The organism is Aquabacterium sp. (genome assembly GCF_049317225.1).
In the GTDB taxonomy this organism is placed as follows: domain Bacteria; phylum Pseudomonadota; class Gammaproteobacteria; order Burkholderiales; family Burkholderiaceae_C; genus Aquabacterium.
This window is the reverse complement of sequence record NZ_JBMOIR010000024.1, coordinates 16,690-39,127: the sequence shown is the minus strand read 5'-3', so window position 1 is coordinate 39,127 and position 22,438 is coordinate 16,690. Positions and strand designations below refer to the sequence as shown.

23 protein-coding genes, 1 tRNA gene and 1 pseudogene are annotated in these 22,438 nt (G+C 62.4%); 13 read left to right on the top strand and 12 right to left on the bottom strand.

The features are described from left to right. The 5 genes and pseudogenes from ACOYNB_RS12985 to ACOYNB_RS12965 all read left to right on the top strand — a co-directional run. Positions 1-512, top strand: a pseudogene (locus tag ACOYNB_RS12985) (acetyl-CoA carboxylase biotin carboxylase subunit); the annotation flags it as partial. 19 nt (positions 513-531) lie between these two features. Beyond that, entirely contained in the window at positions 532-1,476 is a 945-nt protein-coding gene (gene prmA, locus ACOYNB_RS12980; RefSeq protein WP_422839443.1) for a 50S ribosomal protein L11 methyltransferase, read from the top strand. A gap of 8 nt (positions 1,477-1,484) precedes the next feature. Beyond that, entirely contained in the window at positions 1,485-2,909 is a 1,425-nt protein-coding gene (locus tag ACOYNB_RS12975; protein WP_422839441.1) for a zinc-ribbon and DUF3426 domain-containing protein, read from the top strand. A 27-nt stretch (positions 2,910-2,936) separates the two neighbouring features. Beyond that, positions 2,937-3,842, top strand: a complete 906-nt coding sequence (locus ACOYNB_RS12970; RefSeq protein ID WP_422839440.1) for a carbohydrate kinase family protein — start codon at positions 2,937-2,939, stop codon at positions 3,840-3,842. A 105-nt stretch (positions 3,843-3,947) separates the two neighbouring features. Beyond that, positions 3,948-4,979 (top strand): hypothetical protein, encoded by a 1,032-nt coding sequence (locus tag ACOYNB_RS12965; protein ID WP_422839439.1) that lies wholly within the window; start codon positions 3,948-3,950, stop codon positions 4,977-4,979. Between the two features lie 79 nt (positions 4,980-5,058). Here ACOYNB_RS12965 and gpmA read toward each other — a convergent pair whose 3' ends face one another. Further along, positions 5,059-5,802: a 2,3-diphosphoglycerate-dependent phosphoglycerate mutase gene (gene gpmA, locus ACOYNB_RS12960; RefSeq protein WP_422839438.1), complete on the bottom strand. Its 744-nt coding sequence runs from the start codon at positions 5,800-5,802 to the stop codon at positions 5,059-5,061. A 124-nt stretch (positions 5,803-5,926) separates the two neighbouring features. On the opposite strand from gpmA, the gene ACOYNB_RS12955 reads away from it, so the two are divergent. Both ACOYNB_RS12955 and grxC read left to right on the top strand, forming a co-directional pair. Continuing rightward, positions 5,927-6,340: a rhodanese-like domain-containing protein gene (locus ACOYNB_RS12955; RefSeq protein ID WP_374258154.1), complete on the top strand. Its 414-nt coding sequence runs from the start codon at positions 5,927-5,929 to the stop codon at positions 6,338-6,340. A gap of 105 nt (positions 6,341-6,445) precedes the next feature. Further along, the gene (grxC, locus tag ACOYNB_RS12950; RefSeq protein WP_422839437.1) at positions 6,446-6,703 is read left to right on the top strand and encodes a glutaredoxin 3; all 258 of its coding nucleotides are present in this window, start codon (positions 6,446-6,448) and stop codon (positions 6,701-6,703) included. Here the strand turns inward: grxC and ACOYNB_RS12945 are convergent. After that, positions 6,689-7,321 carry a TetR/AcrR family transcriptional regulator gene (locus tag ACOYNB_RS12945; protein WP_422839436.1) on the bottom strand — a complete coding sequence of 211 codons (633 nt, stop codon included), beginning with the start codon at positions 7,319-7,321 and terminating at the stop codon, positions 6,689-6,691. The genes grxC and ACOYNB_RS12945 overlap by 15 nt on opposite strands. 70 nt (positions 7,322-7,391) lie before the next feature. On the opposite strand from ACOYNB_RS12945, the gene ACOYNB_RS12940 reads away from it, so the two are divergent. The 3 genes from ACOYNB_RS12940 (at position 7,392) to ACOYNB_RS12930 (ending at position 9,282) form a co-directional block, all read left to right on the top strand. Next, positions 7,392-7,745 carry a DUF1304 domain-containing protein gene (locus ACOYNB_RS12940; protein WP_422839435.1) on the top strand — a complete coding sequence of 118 codons (354 nt, stop codon included), beginning with the start codon at positions 7,392-7,394 and terminating at the stop codon, positions 7,743-7,745. An 84-nt stretch (positions 7,746-7,829) separates the two neighbouring features. Beyond that, complete coding sequence (secB, locus tag ACOYNB_RS12935) at positions 7,830-8,285, top strand: protein-export chaperone SecB (protein ID WP_422839434.1); 456 nt, start codon at positions 7,830-7,832, stop codon at positions 8,283-8,285. 7 nt (positions 8,286-8,292) lie between these two features. After that, a complete protein-coding gene (locus ACOYNB_RS12930) occupies positions 8,293-9,282 on the top strand; it encodes an NAD(P)H-dependent glycerol-3-phosphate dehydrogenase (RefSeq protein WP_422839433.1) in 990 nt (329 codons plus the stop codon). Positions 9,283-9,301: 19 nt separating this feature from the next. Here the strand turns inward: ACOYNB_RS12930 and trmL are convergent, their stop codons facing one another. The 3 genes from trmL to ACOYNB_RS12915 form a co-directional block, all read right to left on the bottom strand. After that, positions 9,302-9,772, bottom strand: a complete 471-nt coding sequence (gene trmL / locus ACOYNB_RS12925) for a tRNA (uridine(34)/cytosine(34)/5-carboxymethylaminomethyluridine(34)-2'-O)-methyltransferase TrmL (RefSeq protein WP_422839432.1) — start codon at positions 9,770-9,772, stop codon at positions 9,302-9,304. Positions 9,773-9,797: 25 nt separating this feature from the next. Next, positions 9,798-12,548, bottom strand: coding sequence for an EAL domain-containing protein (locus ACOYNB_RS12920; protein WP_422839431.1), 2,751 nt, complete (start codon positions 12,546-12,548; stop codon positions 9,798-9,800). Positions 12,549-12,707: 159 nt separating this feature from the next. Beyond that, positions 12,708-14,342: an HDOD domain-containing protein gene (locus ACOYNB_RS12915; RefSeq protein ID WP_422839430.1), complete on the bottom strand. Its 1,635-nt coding sequence runs from the start codon at positions 14,340-14,342 to the stop codon at positions 12,708-12,710. 211 nt (positions 14,343-14,553) lie between these two features. On the opposite strand from ACOYNB_RS12915, the gene ACOYNB_RS12910 reads away from it, so the two are divergent. Further along, entirely contained in the window at positions 14,554-15,828 is a 1,275-nt protein-coding gene (locus ACOYNB_RS12910; RefSeq protein ID WP_422839429.1) for an NAD(P)/FAD-dependent oxidoreductase, read from the top strand. 3 nt (positions 15,829-15,831) lie between these two features. Here the strand turns inward: ACOYNB_RS12910 and ACOYNB_RS12905 are convergent, their stop codons facing one another. Beyond that, positions 15,832-16,272: a hypothetical protein gene (locus ACOYNB_RS12905; RefSeq protein ID WP_422839428.1), complete on the bottom strand. Its 441-nt coding sequence runs from the start codon at positions 16,270-16,272 to the stop codon at positions 15,832-15,834. A gap of 17 nt (positions 16,273-16,289) precedes the next feature. After that, positions 16,290-17,597, bottom strand: a complete 1,308-nt coding sequence (locus tag ACOYNB_RS12900) for a TolC family outer membrane protein (protein WP_422839427.1) — start codon at positions 17,595-17,597, stop codon at positions 16,290-16,292. A 206-nt stretch (positions 17,598-17,803) separates the two neighbouring features. On the opposite strand from ACOYNB_RS12900, the gene ACOYNB_RS12895 reads away from it, so the two are divergent. After that, positions 17,804-18,664: a sulfurtransferase gene (locus tag ACOYNB_RS12895; protein WP_422839426.1), complete on the top strand. Its 861-nt coding sequence runs from the start codon at positions 17,804-17,806 to the stop codon at positions 18,662-18,664. Between the two features lie 43 nt (positions 18,665-18,707). Here the strand turns inward: ACOYNB_RS12895 and ACOYNB_RS12890 are convergent. Further along, positions 18,708-18,783, bottom strand: a tRNA-Arg gene (locus ACOYNB_RS12890). A 139-nt stretch (positions 18,784-18,922) separates the two neighbouring features. Here ACOYNB_RS12890 and ACOYNB_RS12885 point away from each other — a divergent pair. Next, positions 18,923-19,435, top strand: a complete 513-nt coding sequence (locus ACOYNB_RS12885) for a c-type cytochrome (RefSeq protein WP_422839425.1) — start codon at positions 18,923-18,925, stop codon at positions 19,433-19,435. Between the two features lie 76 nt (positions 19,436-19,511). On the opposite strand, the gene ACOYNB_RS12880 is transcribed toward ACOYNB_RS12885, so the two are convergent. Genes ACOYNB_RS12880 through purU form a run of 4 tightly spaced genes read right to left on the bottom strand, consistent with a single transcriptional unit; the run spans position 19,512 to position 22,425 of the window. Beyond that, positions 19,512-20,039: a DUF2946 family protein gene (locus ACOYNB_RS12880; protein ID WP_422839424.1), complete on the bottom strand. Its 528-nt coding sequence runs from the start codon at positions 20,037-20,039 to the stop codon at positions 19,512-19,514. 2 nt (positions 20,040-20,041) lie between these two features. After that, entirely contained in the window at positions 20,042-21,058 is a 1,017-nt protein-coding gene (locus ACOYNB_RS12875) for a YheT family hydrolase (protein ID WP_422839423.1), read from the bottom strand. 13 nt (positions 21,059-21,071) lie between these two features. Continuing rightward, positions 21,072-21,527, bottom strand: coding sequence for a YybH family protein (locus ACOYNB_RS12870; protein WP_422839422.1), 456 nt, complete (start codon positions 21,525-21,527; stop codon positions 21,072-21,074). A 13-nt stretch (positions 21,528-21,540) separates the two neighbouring features. Further along, positions 21,541-22,425 (bottom strand): formyltetrahydrofolate deformylase, encoded by an 885-nt coding sequence (gene purU, locus ACOYNB_RS12865; protein ID WP_422839421.1) that lies wholly within the window; start codon positions 22,423-22,425, stop codon positions 21,541-21,543. Between the last annotated feature and the right edge of the window lie 13 nt (positions 22,426-22,438).

Sequence of the window (22,438 nt, the reverse complement as noted above, 5' to 3'; positions counted from 1 at the left end):
AAAACGGCGAGTTCTACTTCATTGAAATGAACACCCGCGTGCAGGTGGAGCACCCCGTCACCGAAATGACCAGCGGCATCGACATCGTGCAGATGCAGATCCGCGTGGCGGCCGGCGAAAAGCTGCCCTTCACACAGCGTCAGATCGAGATGCGTGGCCACGCCATCGAGTGCCGCATCAACGCCGAAGACCCCGTGAAGTTCATCCCCTCGCCAGGTCGCATCACGACTTGGCACGCACCCGGCGGCCCCGGCGTGCGCGTGGACTCGCACGTGTACACCAACTACTTCGTGCCCCCCAACTACGACTCCATGATCGGCAAGCTGATCGTGCACGGCGACACGCGTGACCAGGCTCTGGCCCGCATGCGCACCGCCCTGTCGGAAACCGTGGTGGAAGGCATCCAGACCAACATCCCGCTGCACCGCGAGTTGATGGTCGACGCCAAGTTTGTGGAAGGCGGCACCGACATCCACTATCTCGAAAACTGGATGGCTGCGCGCAAGCGCTGAAGTCAGATCGCACATGGCATTGTTTGAACTGACCTTGCTGGCCAAAGAGGCCGAAGTGGAAGTCCTGAGCGACGCGCTCATGGAAATCGACGCCCTGTCGGTGTCGGTGGAAGACGCCGACGCCGACACCGAACACGAAGAAGCCTTGTGGGGCGAGCCGGGCATGCCGGTCGCCCGCGAGGCCTGGCAGCGCTCGACCATCAAGAGCCTCTTCCCCAGCGAAGCAGAGGCCCTGGAAGCCGCCACCCTCATCCTGGCCCAGGACTGGGCCGGCGACATCCACATCCAGGGCATTCAGCCTGTGGACGAACAGGACTGGGTGCGTCTGACGCAATCGCAGTTCCAACCGGTGCCCATCACCGACAGCTTCTACATCGTGCCGACCTGGCATGAGGTGCCGGCTGCCGCCAAGACGGTGATGCGACTGGACCCCGGCCTGGCCTTCGGGACCGGCACGCACCCCACCACCCGCATGTGCCTGAAGTGGATCGCGCAAAACAGCGCGGCCTACCAGGGTCAGCGCGTGCTGGACTACGGCTGTGGATCGGGCATCCTGGCCATTGGTGCCGCCCTGCACGGTTCAGGTGAAGTGGACGCGGTCGACATCGACCCCGCTGCGGTCGACGCCACCCACGCCAACGCCGAAGCCAACCTGGCCCACCTGCGCAATGCACAAGGCAAGCTGCCCATCAACGCAGGCCTGCCCGATCTGGTGGGCGAAGCCCAAGCGACCTACCCGGTCGTGCTGGCCAACATCCTGGCCACCCCGCTGAAGATGTTGGCACCGCTGCTGGCCGGTCACGTGGCCGCCGGCGGCCATCTGGTGCTGGCCGGCATCCTGGCACGCCAGGAGCAGGAACTGAAGGATGCCTACGCGGAAGTGGGCCTGCAGTTGCAGGTCGCCAACGCGGAAGAGGGCTGGATCCTGATGACCGCCCACAAATCGGCCAAAACAGTGGCATAAACAGGCTTATGAGCCTGGCGACCCGATGCACCCACTGCGGCACGATCTTCAAGATCGTGCAGGACCAATTGAAGGTGTCCGAAGGCTGGGTGCGTTGCGGCCGCTGCAATGAGGTCTTCAACGCCCTGCCGACGCTGTTTGACCTGGAAACCGAGGCGCCACCGCCTCGGCCTGTTGCTGCGCGACCACCCGAGCCATCAGTACCGCCCCTCGAGCCACCGCAGCCGGTTGCACCGTCGCCCGAAGTCGAGCCCCAGCAAACCACCGAGGACGACCTGCCGGTCGATACTTCGCCTGTGGTCGCGGCAACGGACTTTGATCTGGACACGTCGGTGGGCTTTTCAGCGCCCATCGCACCACCGGTCGATGCGCCCCCTCCCCCGGCCTGGCAACCGCCTGCCGAAGACCTGCCCGCCACCGACGAGGCAGACGCACTCGACTCACGCTATCTGATGCCCTCGGATCGGGAGCGTCTGGTGCCGCCACGACGCCCACGCGCTCGTGCGCCGGAAGGGCCAGAGTTTGCCGATGCGGTCTTCCCGGAAGACGCCATGTCGGAAGCCGAACAGGAATGGGCCTCCGACTTTGGTCACTCCCAGCCTGCTGAGCCACAGCCGCCAGTTGCCCCGGTAGCACGCTCGCCATTGGCGCCCCCAGAGTTGCCGCCAACACCGACGCCTGTCGCCGCGCCTACCGCAGCAGAACCCATCGCTGTGCCACTGATGTCGTCCAGAGAGAAGGCGAAAGCCGCAGACAAGGCGGCCGGCACATTTGAGCCCGAGCAAGCGCTCCCGCCCCCCAGCCAGCGCAAGGGTAAATCGGGCACGCGCGGACGCGTGCCGGCGCAAGAGACGCCCGAATTCCTGCGCCGCGCCCAACGCCAGGCGTTCTGGCGCAACCCATCCACCCGCGGTGTGTTGTTCGGCATGGCCATTGCGCTGGTGCTCGCACTGGTCATGCAAGTGGCCCATCAGTTCCGCGACTTGTTGGCGGCCTACTACCCAGACAGCCGGCCCGCATTTGCATGGTGGTGCGAAACCATGGGTTGCAAGATGGCTCCGCCACTGCGGCTGGAGGATCTGCAAGTCGACAGCGTGACCTTGGTGCGTGCCAATTCGGAAGGCCCTGATCGCTATCGCCTGGCGGTGATCATTCACAACCGCGCCCCGATTGACATTGCCTGGCCGCATGTGGACCTGAGCCTGACCGACGCCAATGGCATCCTGATTGCCCGACGTGTGTTTTCCCCCGCCGATGCGCAATGGCTGGATACCGCCGATGCTGCGGCCACTGACGACAAAGCGGCCAGTGCAGCGACCACTGCCAGCCGCCCCGACGCCGCTCCCGGCGAAAAAAGCACCACGCTGGTCTGGAGCCTGCGCACCCGCAATTTGCAGCCCGCCGGCTACACCGCCGAGCTGTTCTACCCCTGACTTTCCACCCTTTCACCAAGGCACACCATGTCTGTCCTGATCTGCGGCTCCCTGGCCTTTGACACGATCACCAACTTCCCCGGCCGCTTTGCTCAGCAGATCCTGCCCGATCAGGTGCACATCCTGAACGTCGCCTTCCTGGTGCCCACGCTGCGCAAGGAGTTTGGTGGCTGCGCCGGCAACATCGCCTACAGCCTCAAGCAATTGGGTGGTGATCCACTGATCATGGCCACCCTGGGCAAAGACGGTGCCATCTACCGCAACCGCCTGGAGCATGTCGGTCTGAGCCAGGAGTTTGTGCGCACCATCGAGAGCGACTATACCGCTCAAGCGATGATCATCACCGACCAGGACAACAACCAGATCACCGCCTTCCACCCCGGCGCCATGCAGCAAGCCCACGTGCAGCGCATTGAAGCCGACCCACGCATCAAGCTGGCCATAGTGGCCCCGGATGGCCGCGACGCCATGATTCAGCACGCCGAGCAACTGCAAGCCGCCGGCATCCCCTTCGTGTTCGATCCGGGTCAAGGCTTGCCCATGTTCGATGGTGACGATCTCAAGCGCTTTGTGTCGCAAGCCACTTGGGTGGCCGTCAACGACTACGAAGGCAAGATGCTGGCTGAGCGCACCGGCCAAAGCCTGGCCGAGCTGTCGAAGTCTCACCTTCAAGGTCTGATCGAGACCCTGGGCGGCGAAGGCTGCAACGTCTGGATTCAGGGTGAGAAGACCCACGTGCCCGGCGTGAAAGCCGAGGCCCTGGTCGATCCGACCGGTTGCGGCGACGCCTTCCGGGGCGGCCTGCTCTATGGCCTGTCGCAAGGCTGGGATCTCGTGAAGGCCGTGGCGCTGGCCAACCGCCTTGGCGCCATCAAGATTGCCGTGGCCGGTCCGCAGAACTACACGCTGGATCGCGCTGAACTGGGTCTGTAAGGCTCGTCACACCCTCCAGAGGGAGTGCGTCACTGGTCTGCTTCGCGGAACATCTCGCCAGACCACCACAGGGGCCATCCATGGCCCCGTTTTTGTTTCTGGACGATGACCACAGCCCCTTCGCGTTCCCGCTTCCGCCGCCCCCTCCTGATGCTGGGCGCCGGCTTGTTGCTAGCCTGGGCGGCGCACGCCGGATGGTTTGAGCGCCAAGACTCAACCGGCGCCACGCACTTGACCCTGGCGACGTGGAACCTGGAATGGCTCATGAGCCCCGGAACACAAGCCGAACTGCGGGCCCGTTGCACCCGCCAGCAACCGGCCAGTAATGAGCGGGCGCTACCCTGTACGCCAGGTCGCACGCCGCCCCCCGCCCGCCATGAGCAGGACTTTCAAGCGCTGAGCCGCACCGCCCAGGCGCTGCGCGACCACTGGGCGCCTGACGTCGTGGCATTGCAAGAGGTGGATGGCCCGGAGGCCGCACGGCTGGTGTTCACCTCTGGCTGGCGACTGGACTGCTTCAGCCGACGCGCTCACCCGCAAAAAACAGGCTTTGCCATCCGTGAAGGCATTCCCTACCAATGCCAACCCGAACTGGTAGCACTGGATGTGGACGGCACCTCGCGCACGGGCACCGACATCACGCTTTACCCTGGCACCCCCCACGCGATTCGCCTGCTCAACGTGCACCTGAAAAGTGGCTGTTTCGATGGCAAGCTGGATCGCAGCTTTGCGCCCTGCCTGCGCTTGCGCCAGCAAGTCCCGGTGGTCGAGACCTGGATCGACCAGCGCGTGAAAGAAGGCGTGGCATTCGCTGTGCTCGGCGACTTCAACCGGCACCTCGACCGCGATGCCCGTTATGACGCCGGCGATGACGACGCCGCACCGCTCAATGTTTTCTCGGCCTGGAGCGATGACCGCCCGCATGGCGCGCTCCTGCACCGTGCCACTGCCGACCAGGCTTATGTGCCATGCGATGCCCAGGACCGGCACAGCCGCTACATCGACGACATCCTGATCAGCGACCGCTTGCGCCAGCGCTTTGGCGCCACGCGTTTTGGCCGACAAGCGTATGCCCCTGCCGACTCAGGCCGGCAGTTGTCCGATCACTGTCCGCTGGTCTGGTCGCTGCAACGCTGACGCTAAGCCCAAGCGCCATCAGGCACAAAAAACCGCCCACAAGGGGCGGTTGTCATGAGCACAAAACCAGCGAGACCGATCAGGCCTTGCCTTGCTTGGCCACGGCGGCAGCCGCAGCGGCAGCGGCTTCAGCGTCGCCCAGGTAGTAGTGCTTGATGGGCTTCAGGTCAGCGTCCAGTTCATACACCAGCGGAATGCCGTTGGGGATGTTCAGGCCGACGATGTCGCTGTCGCTGATCCCGTCCAGATACTTGATCAGGGCGCGGATGGAGTTGCCGTGCGCAGCGATCACGATGCGTTGCCCCGACTTGATGGCGGGGGCCAGCACGTCGGTCCAGTAAGGCACCACGCGGGCCACGGTGTCCTTCAGGCACTCGGTCAGCGGCACTTCCTCGGCGTTGAGCTTGGCGTAACGCAGATCCTGGCGTTGGCCGCGTGGGTCTTGCGGATCCAGCGCAGGCGGCGGCGTGTCGTAGCTGCGGCGCCAGATCAACACTTGCTCGTCGCCGTACTGCTTGGCCATGTCGGCCTTGTTCAGGCCCTGCAGGCCGCCGTAGTGGCGCTCGTTCAGACGCCAGTCCTTGACCACGGGCAGCCAGGTGCGATCCATTTCGTCCAGCACGTAGTTCAGCGTGTGGATGGCGCGCTTGAGCACCGAGGTGTAGGCCACATCAAACTCGTAGCCCTCGGCCTTGAGCAGCTTGCCGGCCGACATGGCTTGCGACACGCCGGTGGGGGTCAGCTCCACATCGGTCCAGCCGGTGAAGCGGTTTTCGAGGTTCCAGGTCGATTCGCCGTGGCGAATCAGCACGAGCTTGTACATGACGTGTCGATCCCAATCGAGGTGAAGGTGGGCAAGCTGAAGCCTGCCGGTCAACCTGCGATTTTATAATCCTCCACTCGATTGCGGCGATACTGGATCGCAGTCGTCTTCAACGAGTCCTCTCATGACATCTACAAGCTTCATCGCTGACAACTGGTACTGGATCCTCGCCGCAGGCGCTTCGGGCGGCATGCTGCTGTGGCAACAAGTCAAGGAAGGCTCGGGCGCAGGTCTGACGCCGGCTGCCGCCGTTCAGCTCATGAACAAGGACAAGGCTCAGGTCATCGACGTGTGCGAGCCCGCCGAGTTCGCCGCTGGCCATGTGAGTGGTGCCAAGAACATCCCGCTGAGCCAGATTGGCGCCGCCAAGGGCCTGCCCAGCAACAAGGCCACCCCGCTGATCGTGGTGTGCGCCGCGGGCGTGCGTTCGGCCAAGGCGGCCGCGCAACTCAAGCAAATGGGCTACGAGAACGTGCAGTCGCTGGCTGGCGGCCTGAAGGCCTGGCGTGAAGCCGGCCTGCCCGTGAACAAGGGCTGAGATTCCCCCTGATTCAACAGGGACGAAGGGCAGACGCCACAATGGCGCCTGTCCTTTTCTTTTTTCGACTTCATGCGCCATGCGGCGCACATCGAGCGCCCGATCATGCAAGCCGTCAAGATGTACACCACCCAGGTCTGCCCGTACTGTGTTCGTGCCAAGAATCTGCTGAAGCAGCGCGGCGTTGAAGCCATCGAAGAAATCCGTGTGGACCTCGACCCCGCACAGCGCGAGCACATGATGACCATCACCGGTCGCCGCACCGTGCCGCAAATCTTCATTGGCGACACCCATGTGGGCGGCTGCGACGACCTGATGGCGCTGGATCAGGCTGGTGGCTTGCTGCCGCTACTGAACGCCTGACGTGCGCCCAGACCGGGCTGCAGCCATGATGCCCGACAGCCCCGCGAGACCACACTGCAGCAGTGCGGTCTCCGGCTCGCCAACACGCGCGCGCAACGCCAACGAATGCAGCAACGCGGACACCATCACAGCCAAACCTTGTGCTGACACAGCAGGCCCGGCATCACCCTGTGCAATGGCCTGCTCAAAGCGGGCACACAGTGCCTGATCCTGGGCGGCCAAGGCTGCCGCCATGCTGTGGCGCACCATGTCATCGTCCCACGCCACGGAGGGTGCCGTCGTGACCATGAAGCATCCCCGGCCATCCCGGTAAAGCGAGACCGCCTGACGGAGCAAGGCTTCCAATGCATCGTGCAGGCGCGCCTGATTCAGCGCCAGTGCCATGCCTTCGCCCACCTGCTTCACATACACCTGCAGGGCCTGCCGGTACCACTGCTGCTTATCACCCCACGCCGCGTACAGGCTGGGCTTGTTCAAGCCTGTGGCCAGGCACAAGTCGTCCACCGACGTCGCCGCATAGCCCTTGCGCCAAAACGTCTCCAACCCTTGGCGCAACACCACCTCGGGGTCATAACGCCGAGGACGTCCACGTGGTTTGACATCCATTTTTGTACTCATCAGTCAAATATTCATTGACGCCATCAATTTATTTACTATACAGTACAAAACAAACTGGAGCCCCATCGCCATGTACACCGCGCACCTCATCGCCACCGCCCTCGTCGCCTTGCTGCATCTGGGCTTCCTTGTGCTGGAAATGTTCTTGTGGACCCGCCCTGCAGGTCGCCGCGTCTTCGGCTTGAAGGAGGACTTCGCACAGGCCACCCGCGCACTCGCCGCCAATCAGGGGCTGTACAACGGTTTTCTGGTGGCCGGCTTGCTCTGGGGCGTTCTTCAAGGTGCGTCGGGGCATGACATCCGTGTGTTTTTCCTGTGCTGCGTCGTCGTGGCCGGCGTGTTCGGGGCGGCCACCGTCAGCAAGCGGATCATGCTGGTTCAGGGCGTCCCCGCCATCGTGGCCTTGGGACTGACCCTGCTGTGAGGGGGCCGTGTGTGAGTTGCGTCACACCCGTAGGCCATAATCGTGGTCAACATTCATTCTGACGCTGTCATACAAGGATTGACCATGAGCGAACAAGCCCAGCCCACTTTCAGCATCCAGCGTATCTACCTGAAGGACATGTCGCTGGAGATGCCCAATGCCCCTCAAATTCTGCTGGAGCAAGGTCAACCTCAAGTGGACGTGCAACTGAACCTGCACGCTGAGCCTGTGCAAGACGGCCTGTACGAAGTGTCCGTCACCGCCACCGTGACCACCAAGGTCAACGACAAGGCCCTGTTCCTGGTCGAGGCCAAGCAAGCCGGTCTGTTCGAAATCCGCAATGTGCCCGAAGAGCAAATGCAGCCGATCATCGCCATCGCCTGCCCGCAAATCGTGTACCCATACCTGCGCGCCACCGTGGCCGACGTCATCAACCGCACAGGCTTCCCGCCCGTGCACCTGACTGAAGTCAACTTCCAGGCCATGTACGAGTCGCAACTGGCGCAGGCCACTGCGGCACAAATGGGCGCAGCCAACTGATTCGCCCATGACCACGAACCTCGCGATTTTGGGCGCGGGGGCGTGGGGCACAGCGCTGGCGATCAGCGCTGCTCGGCACAATCCTCGGGTCCTCTTGTGGGCCCGGGACGCAGCCCAGGTCGCCGACATGCAGGCGGCCCGCTGCAACACCCGTTATCTCCCCGACGCCCCCTTCCCCGATGCCCTGCGTGTCACCGCTGACCTGCAGGAAGCTGTTACGCACGGTCAAGGTGGCTTGATCATCATTGGCACGCCCATGGCGGCGCTGGGCAGCACGCTGCAAAGCCTGCCTGACGATGCGGCCACATTCTGGCTGTGCAAAGGCTTTGAAAAAGGCACAGGCCGACTCGGGCACGAGATCGCAGCCGCTTTGCGCCCCCATGCGCGCAGCGGTGTACTGTCTGGCCCCAGCTTTGCCAACGAAGTGGCCTTGGGTCAACCCACGGCCCTGGTGGCCGCCAGTGCCGATCAGGCCTTGGCCGAGCAAGCCGTGGCCGCCTTTCACTCTGACAGTTTGCGCGTCTACACCTCGACCGACCCCGTCGGCGTGGAAGTGGGCGGCGCTGTGAAGAACGTACTGGCCATTGCCACCGGCATTGTCGATGGCATGAGCTTGGGGTTGAACGCACGTGCGGCCCTGATCACCCGCGGTCTGGCCGAAATGACCCGCCTGGGTGTGGCCTTGGGCGCACGCCCCGACACCTTCATGGGACTGTCTGGCTTGGGCGACTTGGTGCTGACCGCCACGGGCAACCTGTCTCGCAACCGCACCGTCGGTTTGCAACTGGCCACCGGCAAGAAGCTGAGCCAGATCCTGCATGACCTCGGCCACGTGGCCGAAGGCGTCTACAGCGCGGCCACTGTGTGGCAGCGCGCACAAAGCCTGGGGGTGTCCATGCCCATCACCGAAGCGGTGGTAGCCGTGCTGGATGACCGCCTCACCCCCGCCGAAGCAGTGGGCGCGCTGATGCGCCGGGAAGCCAAGGCCGAAGCCTGAACGGCCAACGCAGGCCGCCTCAGGCGCCGCCTGCGTAGCCGTTCTGGCGCCAGGCCTCAAACACTGTCACGGCCACGGCATTGCTCAGGTTCAAGCTGCGCTGCTCGGGGCGCATGGGCAACCTGACGCGTTGCGACGTGAGAAACGTCTCCCGCAAGGTCTCAGGCAGTCCGCTGGTTTCGCAGCCGAACACAAACCAGTCGCCAGGCAACAAAGGCACCGACGCCAGGGGCTGGCTGCCACGCGTGGTGAAGGCGAACATGCGCTGGCGGTCTGGTTGCATCGCGGCCAGAAACGCGTCCCAGCTGGCATGCCGGCGCACTGGTGCGTACTCGTGGTAATCCAGCCCAGCGCGGCGCAGCAACTTGTCATCCATCGAGAAGCCCAGCGGCTCGATCAAATGCAGCTCACACCCCGTGTTGGCGGCCAAGCGAATGACGTTCCCGGTGTTGGGCGGGATCTCTGGGTGGACAAGAACGATGCGGAACATGGGGGCGCATTATCCGCCAGCGCGATCACGCCCGCAGGCTGTCTTCAAACGTGGCAGAGGGAACCGGGCGACCAAACAGGTAACCCTGGAAGTGCTGGCAGCCCTGTGCCAACAAAAAGTCTCGCTGCTCCAAGGTTTCCACCCCTTCCGCGATCACCGTCAAGCCCAGCGTATCGGCCAAGGCGACGATGGTCCGCACGATGGCAGCATCGTTGCCGTCACTCATGACGTTGCGCACAAAGGACTGATCGATCTTCAACTGATCCAAGGGCAAGCGCTTGAGATAGTGCAGCGAGGAATAGCCCGTCCCAAAGTCATCCAGCGAGAACACCACTCCGATCACCTTGAGTGCCGCCATTTTGTCGATGACCAATTCCATGTCGTCCACCAGCATGCTCTCTGTCAACTCCAGCTTGAGCAGATCAGGGCGGGCGCCGGTACGCTCCAGGGCATCACTCACCAAGGCCACAAAATCGGCCTGTCGGAACTGTCGTGCGCTCACGTTCACCGCCACGCTCAGGTGCGCCATTTCCGGAATCTGAGACCACCGCACCAACTGGCGACAGGCTGACTCCAGCACCCACTGCCCCAGCGGCAGAATCAGGCCACTCTGTTCCGCCAGGGGGATGAACTCACCCGGCGACACCATGCCACGCTGAGGTTGATGCCAGCGAAGCAGCGCTTCTGCGCCATGCACGGTGCCGTCGGCATTGACCTGTGGCTGGTAGAACAACTCAAACTCATGGCGGGTCAAGGCCTTGCGCATGTCGGCTTCCAGCTCGACACGGCGCGCCACCTCTGCTTGGGCCGCCGGATCGAAAAAGCGCAAGGCATTCCGACCTGCCGCCTTGGCGGCATACATCGCGAGATCAGCCTGCTTGAGCAACTCATCCAGATTGATGTCGTATTGCCCGCCAAACAGGCTGACACCGATGCTGCAGCCGCCGTGGTACTCAATGGCGGCTAGGTCAAACACCTGACTCATCATTTGCAGGAGCTTGTTGCCCACGGCTTGCGCCTGACTGACCGCCAGAACGGGATCCAGATGGAGGTTTTCCAGAACCACCACAAACTCGTCCCCCCCCAGTCGACCAACCGTGTCACTGTCACGCACGGCCTGCTGCAAGCGTGACGCCACCAGTTTGAGCAACTCGTCCCCGCGGTCATGCCCCAGACTGTCGTTGAGCGTCTTGAAGTGATCCAGGTCGATCAACAGCAAGGCCCCCATGTGACCGTTGCGTCGTGCGCTGACCAAGGCATGCGTGACCCGATCCATGAGCAGTCGACGATTGGGCAGGCTGGTCAGCGGGTCATAAAAAGCCAGGCGCTCGATTTGCGCCTCGGCCTCTTTGCGCGCAGTGATGTCAGAGAACGCAGCAACGCAATAGGTCGCATGCTGACTCCCCGTACTGACCAGCGTCAGACACAAGCGCACAAAGTACAGGCCACCGTCCTGATGGCGACTCCACAACTCACCCTGCCAACGCCCGGTTTCGTTGAGGGTGTCCATGATGCGCTGATAGAAGGCTCGATCATGCTTGTCCAGTGCCCACAGGCGTCGCGTGCCTTTGCCCAGTACTTCGTCGGGCTGGAAGCCTGAGATTTCGGTGAACGCATGATTGACCTGCTGGATGTTGCCCTGCACGTCCAGCACCATCATGCCTTCCTGTCCCTCAAACGCGGCTGCAGCCAAGCGCATGGTGGAGTCCGCGCGCTCCATGCGCCGGCCGGCTTCGTTGATACGCACCAGAAGCACAAACAGCAACAACAACACGGCCATGCCCGACACCACGCCGGCAACGCGCATCTCGCGCGCACTGGCCAATTGCTCCTTGGTGACATCACGCAGCACGATCAACTTGGCCACGCTGCGCCCTTCACTGTCGGTCAGATCGCGGACGGCGCCCGACCAGCGTTTGGACAGGCTCTCAACGGTCAACTCGGTCGCGCCGGATTTCGCTCCCAGTTCGTTCACTTGGCGCAGCAAATCCCCAGGTACTTCCCGCAAGGTATTGCGCAACACCACCAGCCCAGGATCTTGGCTCCACGGCCCGATCAAGCCCATGTGGGATTTGCCCAGGCCAAACGTGTCAGCACTGATGTATTGCTTCTGCAAAGCCAAAACGACGTCCAACCCCGTTTGGCGCTTGACCTGCAAAGCGAACCAGTCCACGTCCGAGCCCATCTCGATGTAGCCGATGAGTCGATCGCCAATGCGCCAAGGCGCGACATGCCTCAGTGTGAACGTCCCCATGGCGCCCACCTCCAACCCGGAGACCGCCGCCCCCCCGACGACCGCTTCCCGCATGGTCTTGCGCTCGATGAGATCACCGCGACGCCCAGGCGCGTGTACCCGCAGCAGGACACGCTGGTCAGGCGTCATGAAGTACCAATGGGTGATGCCAAAGGCTTTGGCCAAGTCATGCAGTTGTGCCTGACTCAGGGTCAGCAGACTGCCCGCGTCCCCTCTTTCCATGGCCTGGCGCAGCAAGGGGTCGTTTTGAGCACGCGCAACAAACCAGCTCAGCCGTTCGGTTTGTTGATTGATTTGCTCGCGCCACACGTTGACAGCAATGTCTGCCGCCGACTGGGTATGGTCGCTTTCGACCTCGCCCAAGTACCGATCCGCGCCATAGAGAAACAAGGCCATGACCATGAGCAAGGTCACGGCGACCGGGATCAGGATGTGCTGCCGCAAATGGACGCGCGTCGGCAGACTGAGCGGTGCGCGCCCCGATGCGGCAGCCCCCATCAGTGGAAGTTGAGACGTGGTCATGCCACCGCCTCGAATGGGCAATGGCCACTTGTGAACACACGTCGATCCATAACTACCGCCGACAAATACAGAGTCGCTGCGCCAAGGTACGCAGCAAAGCATTGTCGCCGCAGTTCATCTCAGCCGCGATGCCATCGCGCAACACCACATTATGAAATTTTATGCGCCGGTGGCCTGTCGAAACGCCATGACGGCCTGATTGCGCAGGGTACGCAGGAGAGAGAGCTCACGTTCATCGATGGCCATGCTGCCTGCCTGCCCCTTGTCGGCATAGATCAACCCCAGCACCACATCGGGCTGGTTGACACGTTTCAGGACCAACGGGAGCAGCAGGAAGGTGGGGGCCTGCACACGATCACGAAACCAGGCGGGCAAGCGATTGGCAATGGCCGATGCGCTGGCATCCGCGATCAAAGTGTCTGCGTGTTTGAGGCAAATCGCAGAAAACAGATCCGGCACCACCCCGGGCTGTAGCACCAGTGGCACCTTGAACAAATCCTTGATTTCTTCGGCCCCTTCACCGAGCGCCAAACGTCCCAGCAACTGCCCGGTACGGGGGTCGCGCAAGCAGAACACCACGCGGCGGCAGTCCAGCGCACGCAGCATGGTCTCCAGGATCATTTGAAGGACATCATTCAGTCGGAAGGATTCCACCAGGGTGTTGGTGATGTCCTGGATGCCGTTGGTCAGAATGCTGGCCGCGTCTTGCGTCGGCAGCGGCATACCAGGCTCCAAGGTCGTGTCGCCGAACGCGGAGTCGTCCAAACCCAGTTCCGCGGCGGTTGGGCCATCGGCCTGCCCCTGATTGGGAGCGTCCACATAATATGTTTCCAGCAACCGTTCACCCGGCGACGCAGCAGGGACGTGCATGTTGAGCGCATGCGTCAGCTCGGTCAATCGCTTGCGCGCACGGCCTGCCGCATCCGACAACTCATTGGGTTGCAAATCAAGGGCCGAGCCAAAGCGGGCGGTCAGATTTTTGAGTTCATCCCCCAATGCGCCAGGCTCGTGGTCGAGCATCGCCTGCGCGGTCTGGTCAGACAGGCTCGCCAGCCACCACATGCGCTCAGGACGTGCGGCCAAGGATCGACTGGGGACGCCCCCGGTGGGCGTTCTCATGCATGCCAGCAAGTTGTCCGGCAAGCCCCACTGCTTACCGACATAGGCCCCCAGTTCATCATGCCCCACGCCGAGGACCTTGGTCGAGGCCTCCTGAATGGTCGAAGGACGGGGGTTGTCAGGGCGCTTGACCGTCAACAGGCGAATCTGCTCAGCATCTTCCGGCAAATAAAACGCCACCAGCAAACGCCCCAAGTTGCGGAACAACGCACCCAGAAATGCCTCTTCAGCCATGCGCGGCGGATGCGCCATCTCGCTGGCCAGCGTCCCCGCCATCACGGTTCGCAAAAATTCCACTTTCAACTGCGCTGCGTGGACCTTGTCTTCCATGTGATCCAACAACATCAGCGACAGCGCCAAGTTCCGCACCGTGGCCACGCCAATCAGACTGACCGCGCGTGACACCGTGCTGATGGGATCTGTGCCTGCACGGCGGTAATGGGCCGTGTTGACCACGCGCAGCAACTTTTGCGTGAGTGCGACGTCTTTCAGAATCTCATCGCACAGGATGTGCAAGCTGCCCGTTTCCGAGTCAGACAGCGACTGCACGCGCATGATCGATGTCGACAGCGCAGGAAAGTCGCTCTTGAAGCGCATCCGACGCAGGAGGTACTCCAGCGTCAAATCCGCTTCGGAAGTCGCAGTGTCTGGTGGGGGGGGCAGATCAGCCGGCATGGTGTGAGGATCCTATCCCACCATTTGAACCGATCTTGCACCCAGACTACCGGACAAACAGCAGGGTGGCTTGTCCTTATTTCTGGTGGATGCGCCCATGCCCGAGACGTGAGATTTCTCACCCCACCCCCGCACAAACCCTGTAGCCAGGCTTCACGACAAAGCAGATCATCCCAATATACCCATACGGGTATGCGTATAGGAGATGAGCGTGGCACACATCGTGATCCTGGGCGCCGGTATTGGCGGCTTGCCCATGGCTTTCGAAATGAAGGAGCAGACGGGCCCGGGTGACCAGGTCACTGTCATCTCCAATACAGCAACATTCCACTTCGTCCCGTCGAACCCGTGGGTGGCCGTGGACTGGCGCGACCGTGATGAGATTGAGCTGCCGATTGCCCCGATTCTGGAGAAAAAAGGCGTCGATTTCATCCCCGTCGGGGCCAAGCGTGTGCACCCTGAACAAAACCAAGTGGAGTTGGTGGATGGCAGACAGATCGCGTATGACTACCTGATCATCGCCACAGGCCCCAAACTGGCCTTTGACGAGATTGAGGGGTTGGGCCCACAAGGCTACACGCAGTCCGTTTGCCATGTGGACCATGCGGTTCACGCCAAAGAGGCATGGATGCAATTTGTGCAAGACCCCGGTCCGATCATCGTGGGTGCTGTGCAAGGCGCGTCCTGCTTTGGTCCTGCTTACGAGTACGCCATGATCATGGAAACGGACCTGCGCAAGCGCAAGATCCGAGACCGTGTGCCCATGACCTTCGTCACGTCAGAGCCCTACATCGGGCATCTGGGTCTCAACGGTGTGGGGGACTCGAAGAGCATGATGGAGTCCATCTTCCGCGACAAATCCATCCGCTGGATTTGCAATGCCAAGGTGACCCGGGTTGAAAACGGCACCATGCATGTCATGGAGCACGACGACGATGGCAAGCCCAAGAAGGAGCATGCCCTGCCCTTCAAATACTCGATGATGTTGCCGGCCTTCAAGGGCGTCGACGCCATCATGGGCATTGAAGGCCTGGTGAACCCAAGAGGCTTCGTGCTGATTGACGACCACCAACGCAACCCGCGCTATCCCAACATTTTTGCTGTGGGCGTGTGCGTGGCCATCACGCCCCCTGAGCCCACGCCGATCCCCACCGGCATCCCCAAGACCGGCTACATGATCGAATCGATGGTCACGGCCACCGCGCACAACATCCGTTCTGTGCTGGATGGGCAACCTCCGACCGAGAAAGCCACCTGGAATGCTGTGTGTCTGGCGGACTTCGGAGATCGCGGTGCCGCGTTCGTCGCGCTGCCTCAAATCCCGCCACGCAACGTGAGCTGGTTCAGTGAAGGCTACTGGGTCCACCTGGCCAAAATTGCGTTTGAAAAGTACTTCATGCGCAAGATGAAGAAGGGGACGTCCGAGCCCATCTACGAACGCATGATGATGAAGGCCATGGGCATCATGAAGCTGAAGGATCGCTGACCTTCAACCCACATCCGGCTTGAGCAGATGGCGCAGATGAAAGCCATCTGCGTCAGGTCTCAAGCCCTCCTGCTCGCGCCGATCCTGTACTTGCTGCACGATGTCCTGCGTGACGCTCAGCCCCAGCTCGCCGATGGTGGCCGTCATGAGGTCACAGCGCAAAGCCAACAGTCCTTGCAATTCCTGAAGGGTTCGATCGTGGCGCTTGTCTGCGCCCGTTCGCTCCCCCCCCAACTGTTGGTGTTGATGCAGCACACCAAAGGCTGGATGAGTCCCCTGAAGCACAGACTGCATCACAACCGCATCACTCAGATCAATGTGCAGCACGGTCGACAAGGTGGCGATGCGCGCGTTGAGTTCTGACAGCGCACGTTGAACCTGCTGTGCGCGACGAAATGCCCCCTCTTCGGCATGTTCCGCACCATGCGAATCGTTGCCAGCCATCACCACCTCCCAAAGGGTCAATCGACCAACAAAGCATTGAGTTGCTGCACGTCTGCATCGGACAGTGCCCCCACAGCTGCCTTCAATTGCAGCTGGGCCATCAACGTGTCATAGCGCGCCTTGGACAACCGCTGCATCGTGTCGGCCAGCTGGGCCTGTGCATTCAAGACATCGATGTTGATGCGTACACCCACTTGATAGCCCAGCTTGTTGGAATCGAGCGCCGTTTGCGATGACTGTTGGGATGCCTCCAAGGCTTTCACCTGCGCCAAGCCACTGGTCAGGTTGAGCCACGCCTGTTGTGCCGCCAACTGCGCCCCTTTGCGAGCATCGTCCAACTCAGCCTCGGCCTTGACGCGCAGCAGTGCTGCTTCGCGCTGTTGCGAGCTGATGTATCCGCCCGCATACAGTGGCAAGGTGAATTGGACGCCGACGGTATTGGCCTCCACGCGATCCACGCCCATTGTGGTCCGATTCTGTACACCTCGGCTGGCCACCAGGTCCAGCGTGGGCAGATGCCCCGCAGCCGCCCGGCGCGCCGCCAATGCACTCATGTCTTGCGCCATCTCGCGCAGATGAACACCCAGGTTGTTTTGACCGGCCGCCGCCAACCATTCATCGGCTGCGATCGGATGGGGGGGCGCGAGCTTCACAGCAACCGGCAACTTCGCCACGGATGCCACAGGCTGCCCGGTCAGCCTTGTCAGATTGGCCCTGGCCAACCCCAACTGCTGCTGCGCGGTCAACTCCTGTGCCTGTGCCAAATCGAGGCGGGCTTGTGCCTCGTGCACATCGGTCACGGTCACCACGCCTTTTTCGAACGAAGCCTTTGCGGCCCTGTTCTGCTCATCCGATGCCCGACGCAAATAGGTCACGGCATCCAGTGCATCTTGTGCATACAAGACTTGGAAATAGGCTTGAGCCACGCGCAAAGTCAGATCCTGCCGCGTCAGGCTCAGCTGAGTGTCGGCCATTGCTGCGGCCAAATCACCCTGCTCGTATTGCACCCAGCTTTGCCAGCGGAACAACGGCTGCGTCAACTGGATGCCATAAGCATTGCTGTTGTAGTCACGCGAGAGCTGCGAAGCCCCCCCCGCCATCGTGACATCGGCCTGATTCCAATTGGTGCTGGCCTGAAGGCCAACCTGCGGCAACAACCCGGCCTTCGCCTGTGTTCGCTTTTCCTGGTCTGCGTCACGCTGTGCGCGAGCCGCCGCATAGGACGGATCATTCGCCAAAGCCTCCCGATACGCGGTCAGGAGATCTGCTGCATGAGACGCGGAGTAGGCAGCCATCAAGGCGACAGCCAATGCAGACACTTTCATGGGTAGGTCCCTCGTTCAAGAGGGACTCACATTAACATACCCCGCAGGGTATGTGAAGTCATCAAAACCCAAGCCCAGAACGCCGACGATTGGGCGCAGCCCAGTGCTCCAGTATGCTGTGCCCGTATCTGGCGGGGAGTTCATGAGGCCACCCTTGCCGCCTCATCTTCCGGCCGCACTGCTTACCCAGCCTGACGATCGCTGTCATGTACACCACACTCATCACCGCAGAACAACTGCAGTCTTTGACGGCAGACGCCGCACAAAACGTGCGCATCATCGATTGCACCTCAGACCTGATGGATGCTGCCGCAGGCCGTCAGCAATTTGAGGCGCAGCACATTGCAGGGGCCATCTACGCAGACCTCAACACGGACCTCAGCGCGCACACCTCTGCCAACGCCGCGTCCGGCGGCCGACATCCGCTGCCAAATCGTGAGCACTTCGCGCACTGGCTGAGGCAGATTGGTCTGACGCCACACACACAGGTGGTGGCCTACGACCGCAACAGCATGAACTTCTGCGGCCGTCTGTGGTGGATGCTGAAATGGATGGGCCACGATGCCGTGGCCGTGCTGGACGGCGGCTTGGGCGCTTGGCTGGCCATGGGAGGGGCCGTGGCGCATGGTCAGCCCCACCCGCCAACACCATCCAACTGGGAAGCAGGCAAGGCGCAGGTGAGCCCAGTGAGTGCCGAGACAGTCATGGCGCACCTGGGGCGCCCCGAGCAGACCATCATCGATGCACGTGCCGCGCCTCGCTATCGCGGGGAAGTCGAACCGCTGGATCCCGTTGCCGGGCACATTCCGGGTGCACTGAATCGGCCATTTGTACTTAATCTGGATGACAACGGGCACTTCAAATCCGCAGAGCAGCTGCGCACAGAGTTCCTGGCGTTATTGGCTGGCAGGGCCCCGGAATCCGTCGTGCACCAATGCGGCAGCGGTGTCAGTGCGTTGCCAAACATGCTGGCCATGTCCGTAGCAGGGTTGCACGGAAGCCAACTGTTTGCAGGAAGCTGGAGTGAGTGGTGTCAGGACCGACTGCGCCCCGTGGAGCGAGGCTGACTGGGCAGCAAGGCCCAAATTTCGGCGCGGCACTTGCGCCAGGTGGCGCGCCCGGCTGGGATCGAACCAGCAACCCCTGCCTTCGGAGGGCAGTACTCTATCCATTGAGCTACGGGCGCACTACTTTGGATTCTAGCAGTGCTGATGCCGGTTTATCTTTCTCAATGCTGAGCCACGACCTATAATCTCCCTTTCGCCCGACTGGACTCTTTTGTCCGTCCCCCCATTCATTCCAACCAGCGCCTCCTGAGAGCACCCATGAGCCAAGCGCCCCAAACCCAAGAGTCCGTCAGCTCCCCTCAGCAACTGGTCGTTGCCGTGCTGGCATCGTTCCTGATCCCCGCAGCCCTCGTTGGCTTGCTGGTGAGCTATGTCTACTCGGTCAAGAACGCTGGCAGCAATGCAGCCGTCACCCAAAGCGCTGGCGACCGCATCATGCCTGTGGGCACCGTGGCGATCAAGGTCGCTTCTGCCAACACTGGCCCCCGCTCTGGCGAAGACGTCTTCAAGGCCCAATGTGCAAGCTGCCACGGCTCCGGCATGCTGGGTGCACCCAAGTTCGGTGATGCCGCTGCCTGGGGCCCTCGCATTGCGCAAGGCGTTGACAAGCTGCTGGAACACGCCCTGAAGGGCTTTAACGCCATGCCCGCGCAAGGCGGCGGCGACTTCAGCGACCTCGAAGTGCACCGTGGTCTGGTTTACATGGCCAACGCAGGTGGCGCCAAGTTTGCGGAACCTGCTGCACCCGCAGCCGCTGCTTCGGCACCCTGAGCGGTTTCTGCCTCACAAAAAAGCCGGCATCAGCCGGCTTTTTTCATGGGCGCTCCACACCCAAGACCCCAAGCATTCAGGGGGTCGGCTGACACACAAAGCCAAAGTGCGCCGGCATGTCGGCAAACGCCATCTCCTGCGGCGTCCACACCTCTGCGGCCACCGCATCGGCCGCCGCGTCCATGTCCATCGACCGCACAAGCCCCAAGCCGTGCTCTGTGTCCAAGAACAGGCGCCCTTGCTCATCCAGCCAACTGGATCGCACCTCACGCACAGGCAAGCCTGTGTGGGTCATCACTTCATACCCCCCCGCTGACGCCCGCACGCCCAGCACCCACGGTGCGGCCTCCAGCTGCAGATACACGCGTTGAGGACCGTTCTGAAAAAACCAGGCCCCGCGTTCGTCGTGCTCGTAATTGCGGTGGATGAATTCCTTGAACTTGTCGTGCTCGATCCGGCTGCCCTTGACCTGAGGGAAGGGGCCTGCCGCCTGCGTGGGTTCATCGCGCAAATACCAGTCGCCGCGCGCATCCAGCGCCAGCCACCCATAACAATGGGGCACGTTGGGCCACTTCTTGATGGCGGCTTTGACGATGTCGTCCATGGTTATCGCTGTCCTTCGTTCATGTGTTGCGCCAGCCAGTCCCCGACGGCTTCCGGCAAGGCCGCCACGTGCCCAGGCAAACGGCCAGCAGCAAAACCGACGTGGCCACCCTCGCCAGGCTGCCACAGGGTCACCGCGGCCCCAACGTCTTGCGCACTCGGCAAGGCCGCAGCAGGCATGAAAGGGTCGTTGCGCGCATTCAGCACCAGCGCGGGCACGTGTTTCATGGCCCTCAAGCCCGGCTTGGCCGAGCAACGCGTCCAGTAGTCCTCGGTGCTGGCAAAACCGTGCAACGGTGCCGTCCAGGCATTGTCATACTCGTACAGATTCCGCGCACGCAGCAAGGCATCAGGGTGACCCAGCCCAGGATGCTGACGGAGCTTGTCCAGCGCCTTGGGCTTGAGCGTGTTCAGGAACATTCGGGTGTACACGTGTCGGTTCACCCCACGCCCCAGGGCTGCGCCGGCCGCACTGAGGTCAATGGGCGACGATACCGCCGCCACAGCCCGCACCACTCGGGCCGCATCCGCCCCCGCCTCCTGCGCCCACCGCAACAGCGCATTGCCACCCAGTGACACGCCTACGGCCACGCAAGGGCCGGTGCGCTGCAGCACCAGTCGGCGCAGGATCCAGTCCACCTCTTCAAAGTCGCCCGAGTGATACGCGCGGGGCGCCAGATTGATCTCGCCCGAGCACCCACGAAAATGGGGCACGACATAGTCCCACCCCTGCGCGTGCGCCCAATGGGCAAAGGCGCGCGCGTAATGGCTTTGGGACGACCCCTCCAGCCCATGGAACAGCACGAGCAAGGGCCGACCAGCGTCAGCAGGGCCAGCCGACCGCCAGTCCAAGTCGATGAAATCGGCATCGGGGGTGGTCCAGCGTTCGCGCTGGTAGCGCACCCCATCAGGCTGGCGGTCCGCCCGCGCCCGACTGTACAGCGCGGGCCAGATGGTTTGGACATGGCCGCCCCAGGCACCATGGCCCGCCAACCAACGGGGAGCACGGTAGTGCTGCACGACGTCAGCCGATTCAGTGCAGGGTCGAGCGGGGCTCGGAAATGTCAGGAATGTCTTGCGGCATCCCCGCGCTGGCGTGGTGCGCCACCATGCGCCAGCCTTGTGCCGTACGCAGGTACACGTTGGTGGCGATGACAAAGGCCGTTTGCAGTCCTTCTGGGGTCATCACCTGCACACGCTCGGTCACGTGGTGGATGGCGCACACTGCCGTTTCCATGCGGCGCACGTGCTCAATGCTGATGTGCACCGGCCCGCTGGCCAGCAAGGCCTCGAAAGCGGCGCGCACGGCCACTGTCCCGACGGTGCGAGGTGCGCTGGGGGGCACGCAGGCGATCTCCTCGTCGTCAGCCCAAACGGCCATCACCTTGTCGAGGTCACCATGACGCAGCGCATCATAGAAGGATGCCTCGGTTTCATCGGCCGAGGTCAACAGGGCTTGCGTGGCCTTGAGGGCGCGAGGGTCGTTCATGGTGCGATCGTCCTTACTTGAACACCACGGTCTTGTGACCGTTCATCAGCACGCGGCGCTCGGTGTGCCACTTCACGGCACGGGCCAGCACCACACATTCCACATCGCGGCCCACGGCCGTGAAGTCTTCGGGGGTCAGGGTGTGATCCACCCGCTCGACGTCCTGCTCGATGATCGGGCCTTCGTCCAGGTCGGCCGTCACATAGTGCGCGGTGGCACCGATGAGCTTCACGCCACGGTCATGTGCCTGGTAGTAGGGCTTCGCACCCTTGAAGCTGGGCAGGAAGCTATGGTGGATGTTGATGGCCCGGCCCTTGAGGAAGGCGCAGAACTCGGGGCTGAGGATCTGCATGTAACGCGCCAGCACCACGAGGTCGATGCCCTCACGCTCGACCAAGGCTTCCACCTGCTGCTCTTGCGCTCGCTTGACGTCCGTGCCCGAGCCCGTGGGCAGCGGCATGTGGTGGAACGGGATGCCATAGCTGGCCGCCAACTCGGCATAGTCCGGATGGTTCGAGACGATGGCCGGGATGTCGATGTCCAGCCAACCCGAGCGCCAGCGGAACAGCAGGTCGTTGAGGCAATGGCCGTGCTTGCTGACCATGATGAGCACGCGAGGCTTGCGCGAACGCGCATGGATCTGTGCCGTCATCTTGAACTGTTCACGCACGTGAGCAAACAGCTTGTCGAGCGTCGTGGCGTCGGCCAGATGGTCGGGCGCGGCAAAGTGCACACGCATGAAGAACAGGCCGGTGCTGTCTTCGCTTTGCACGTCACCAAACTGCTGCGAGTCGATGATGTTGCAGCCCGCCTGGTACAGCAAGCCCGAGACGGCGTGGACGATGCCCGTGGTATCCGGGCAAGACAGCGTGAGTACGAATTCGTGCGAGGTCTTCATGATTGGCACCGAT

What these genes read in the sequence shown, in the direction of transcription:
- ACOYNB_RS12975 (WP_422839441.1), top strand. Translation starts at nt 1,485, where the DNA reads ATGAGCCTGGCGACCCGATGCACCCACTGCGGCACGATCTTCAAGATC.
- ACOYNB_RS12970 (WP_422839440.1), top strand. Translation starts at nt 2,937, where the DNA reads ATGTCTGTCCTGATCTGCGGCTCCCTGGCCTTTGACACGATCACCAAC.
- ACOYNB_RS12965 (WP_422839439.1), top strand. Translation starts at nt 3,948, where the DNA reads ATGACCACAGCCCCTTCGCGTTCCCGCTTCCGCCGCCCCCTCCTGATG.
- gpmA (WP_422839438.1), bottom strand. Translation starts at nt 5,802, where the DNA reads ATGTACAAGCTCGTGCTGATTCGCCACGGCGAATCGACCTGGAACCTC.
- ACOYNB_RS12955 (WP_374258154.1), top strand. Translation starts at nt 5,927, where the DNA reads ATGACATCTACAAGCTTCATCGCTGACAACTGGTACTGGATCCTCGCC.
- grxC (WP_422839437.1), top strand. Translation starts at nt 6,446, where the DNA reads ATGCAAGCCGTCAAGATGTACACCACCCAGGTCTGCCCGTACTGTGTT.
- ACOYNB_RS12945 (WP_422839436.1), bottom strand. Translation starts at nt 7,321, where the DNA reads ATGAGTACAAAAATGGATGTCAAACCACGTGGACGTCCTCGGCGTTAT.
- ACOYNB_RS12940 (WP_422839435.1), top strand. Translation starts at nt 7,392, where the DNA reads ATGTACACCGCGCACCTCATCGCCACCGCCCTCGTCGCCTTGCTGCAT.
- secB (WP_422839434.1), top strand. Translation starts at nt 7,830, where the DNA reads ATGAGCGAACAAGCCCAGCCCACTTTCAGCATCCAGCGTATCTACCTG.
- ACOYNB_RS12930 (WP_422839433.1), top strand. Translation starts at nt 8,293, where the DNA reads ATGACCACGAACCTCGCGATTTTGGGCGCGGGGGCGTGGGGCACAGCG.
- trmL (WP_422839432.1), bottom strand. Translation starts at nt 9,772, where the DNA reads ATGTTCCGCATCGTTCTTGTCCACCCAGAGATCCCGCCCAACACCGGG.
- ACOYNB_RS12920 (WP_422839431.1), bottom strand. Translation starts at nt 12,548, where the DNA reads ATGACCACGTCTCAACTTCCACTGATGGGGGCTGCCGCATCGGGGCGC.
- ACOYNB_RS12915 (WP_422839430.1), bottom strand. Translation starts at nt 14,342, where the DNA reads ATGCCGGCTGATCTGCCCCCCCCACCAGACACTGCGACTTCCGAAGCG.
- ACOYNB_RS12905 (WP_422839428.1), bottom strand. Translation starts at nt 16,272, where the DNA reads ATGGCTGGCAACGATTCGCATGGTGCGGAACATGCCGAAGAGGGGGCA.
- ACOYNB_RS12900 (WP_422839427.1), bottom strand. Translation starts at nt 17,597, where the DNA reads ATGAAAGTGTCTGCATTGGCTGTCGCCTTGATGGCTGCCTACTCCGCG.
- ACOYNB_RS12895 (WP_422839426.1), top strand. Translation starts at nt 17,804, where the DNA reads ATGTACACCACACTCATCACCGCAGAACAACTGCAGTCTTTGACGGCA.
- ACOYNB_RS12885 (WP_422839425.1), top strand. Translation starts at nt 18,923, where the DNA reads ATGAGCCAAGCGCCCCAAACCCAAGAGTCCGTCAGCTCCCCTCAGCAA.
- ACOYNB_RS12880 (WP_422839424.1), bottom strand. Translation starts at nt 20,039, where the DNA reads ATGGACGACATCGTCAAAGCCGCCATCAAGAAGTGGCCCAACGTGCCC.
- ACOYNB_RS12870 (WP_422839422.1), bottom strand. Translation starts at nt 21,527, where the DNA reads ATGAACGACCCTCGCGCCCTCAAGGCCACGCAAGCCCTGTTGACCTCG.
- purU (WP_422839421.1), bottom strand. Translation starts at nt 22,425, where the DNA reads ATGAAGACCTCGCACGAATTCGTACTCACGCTGTCTTGCCCGGATACC.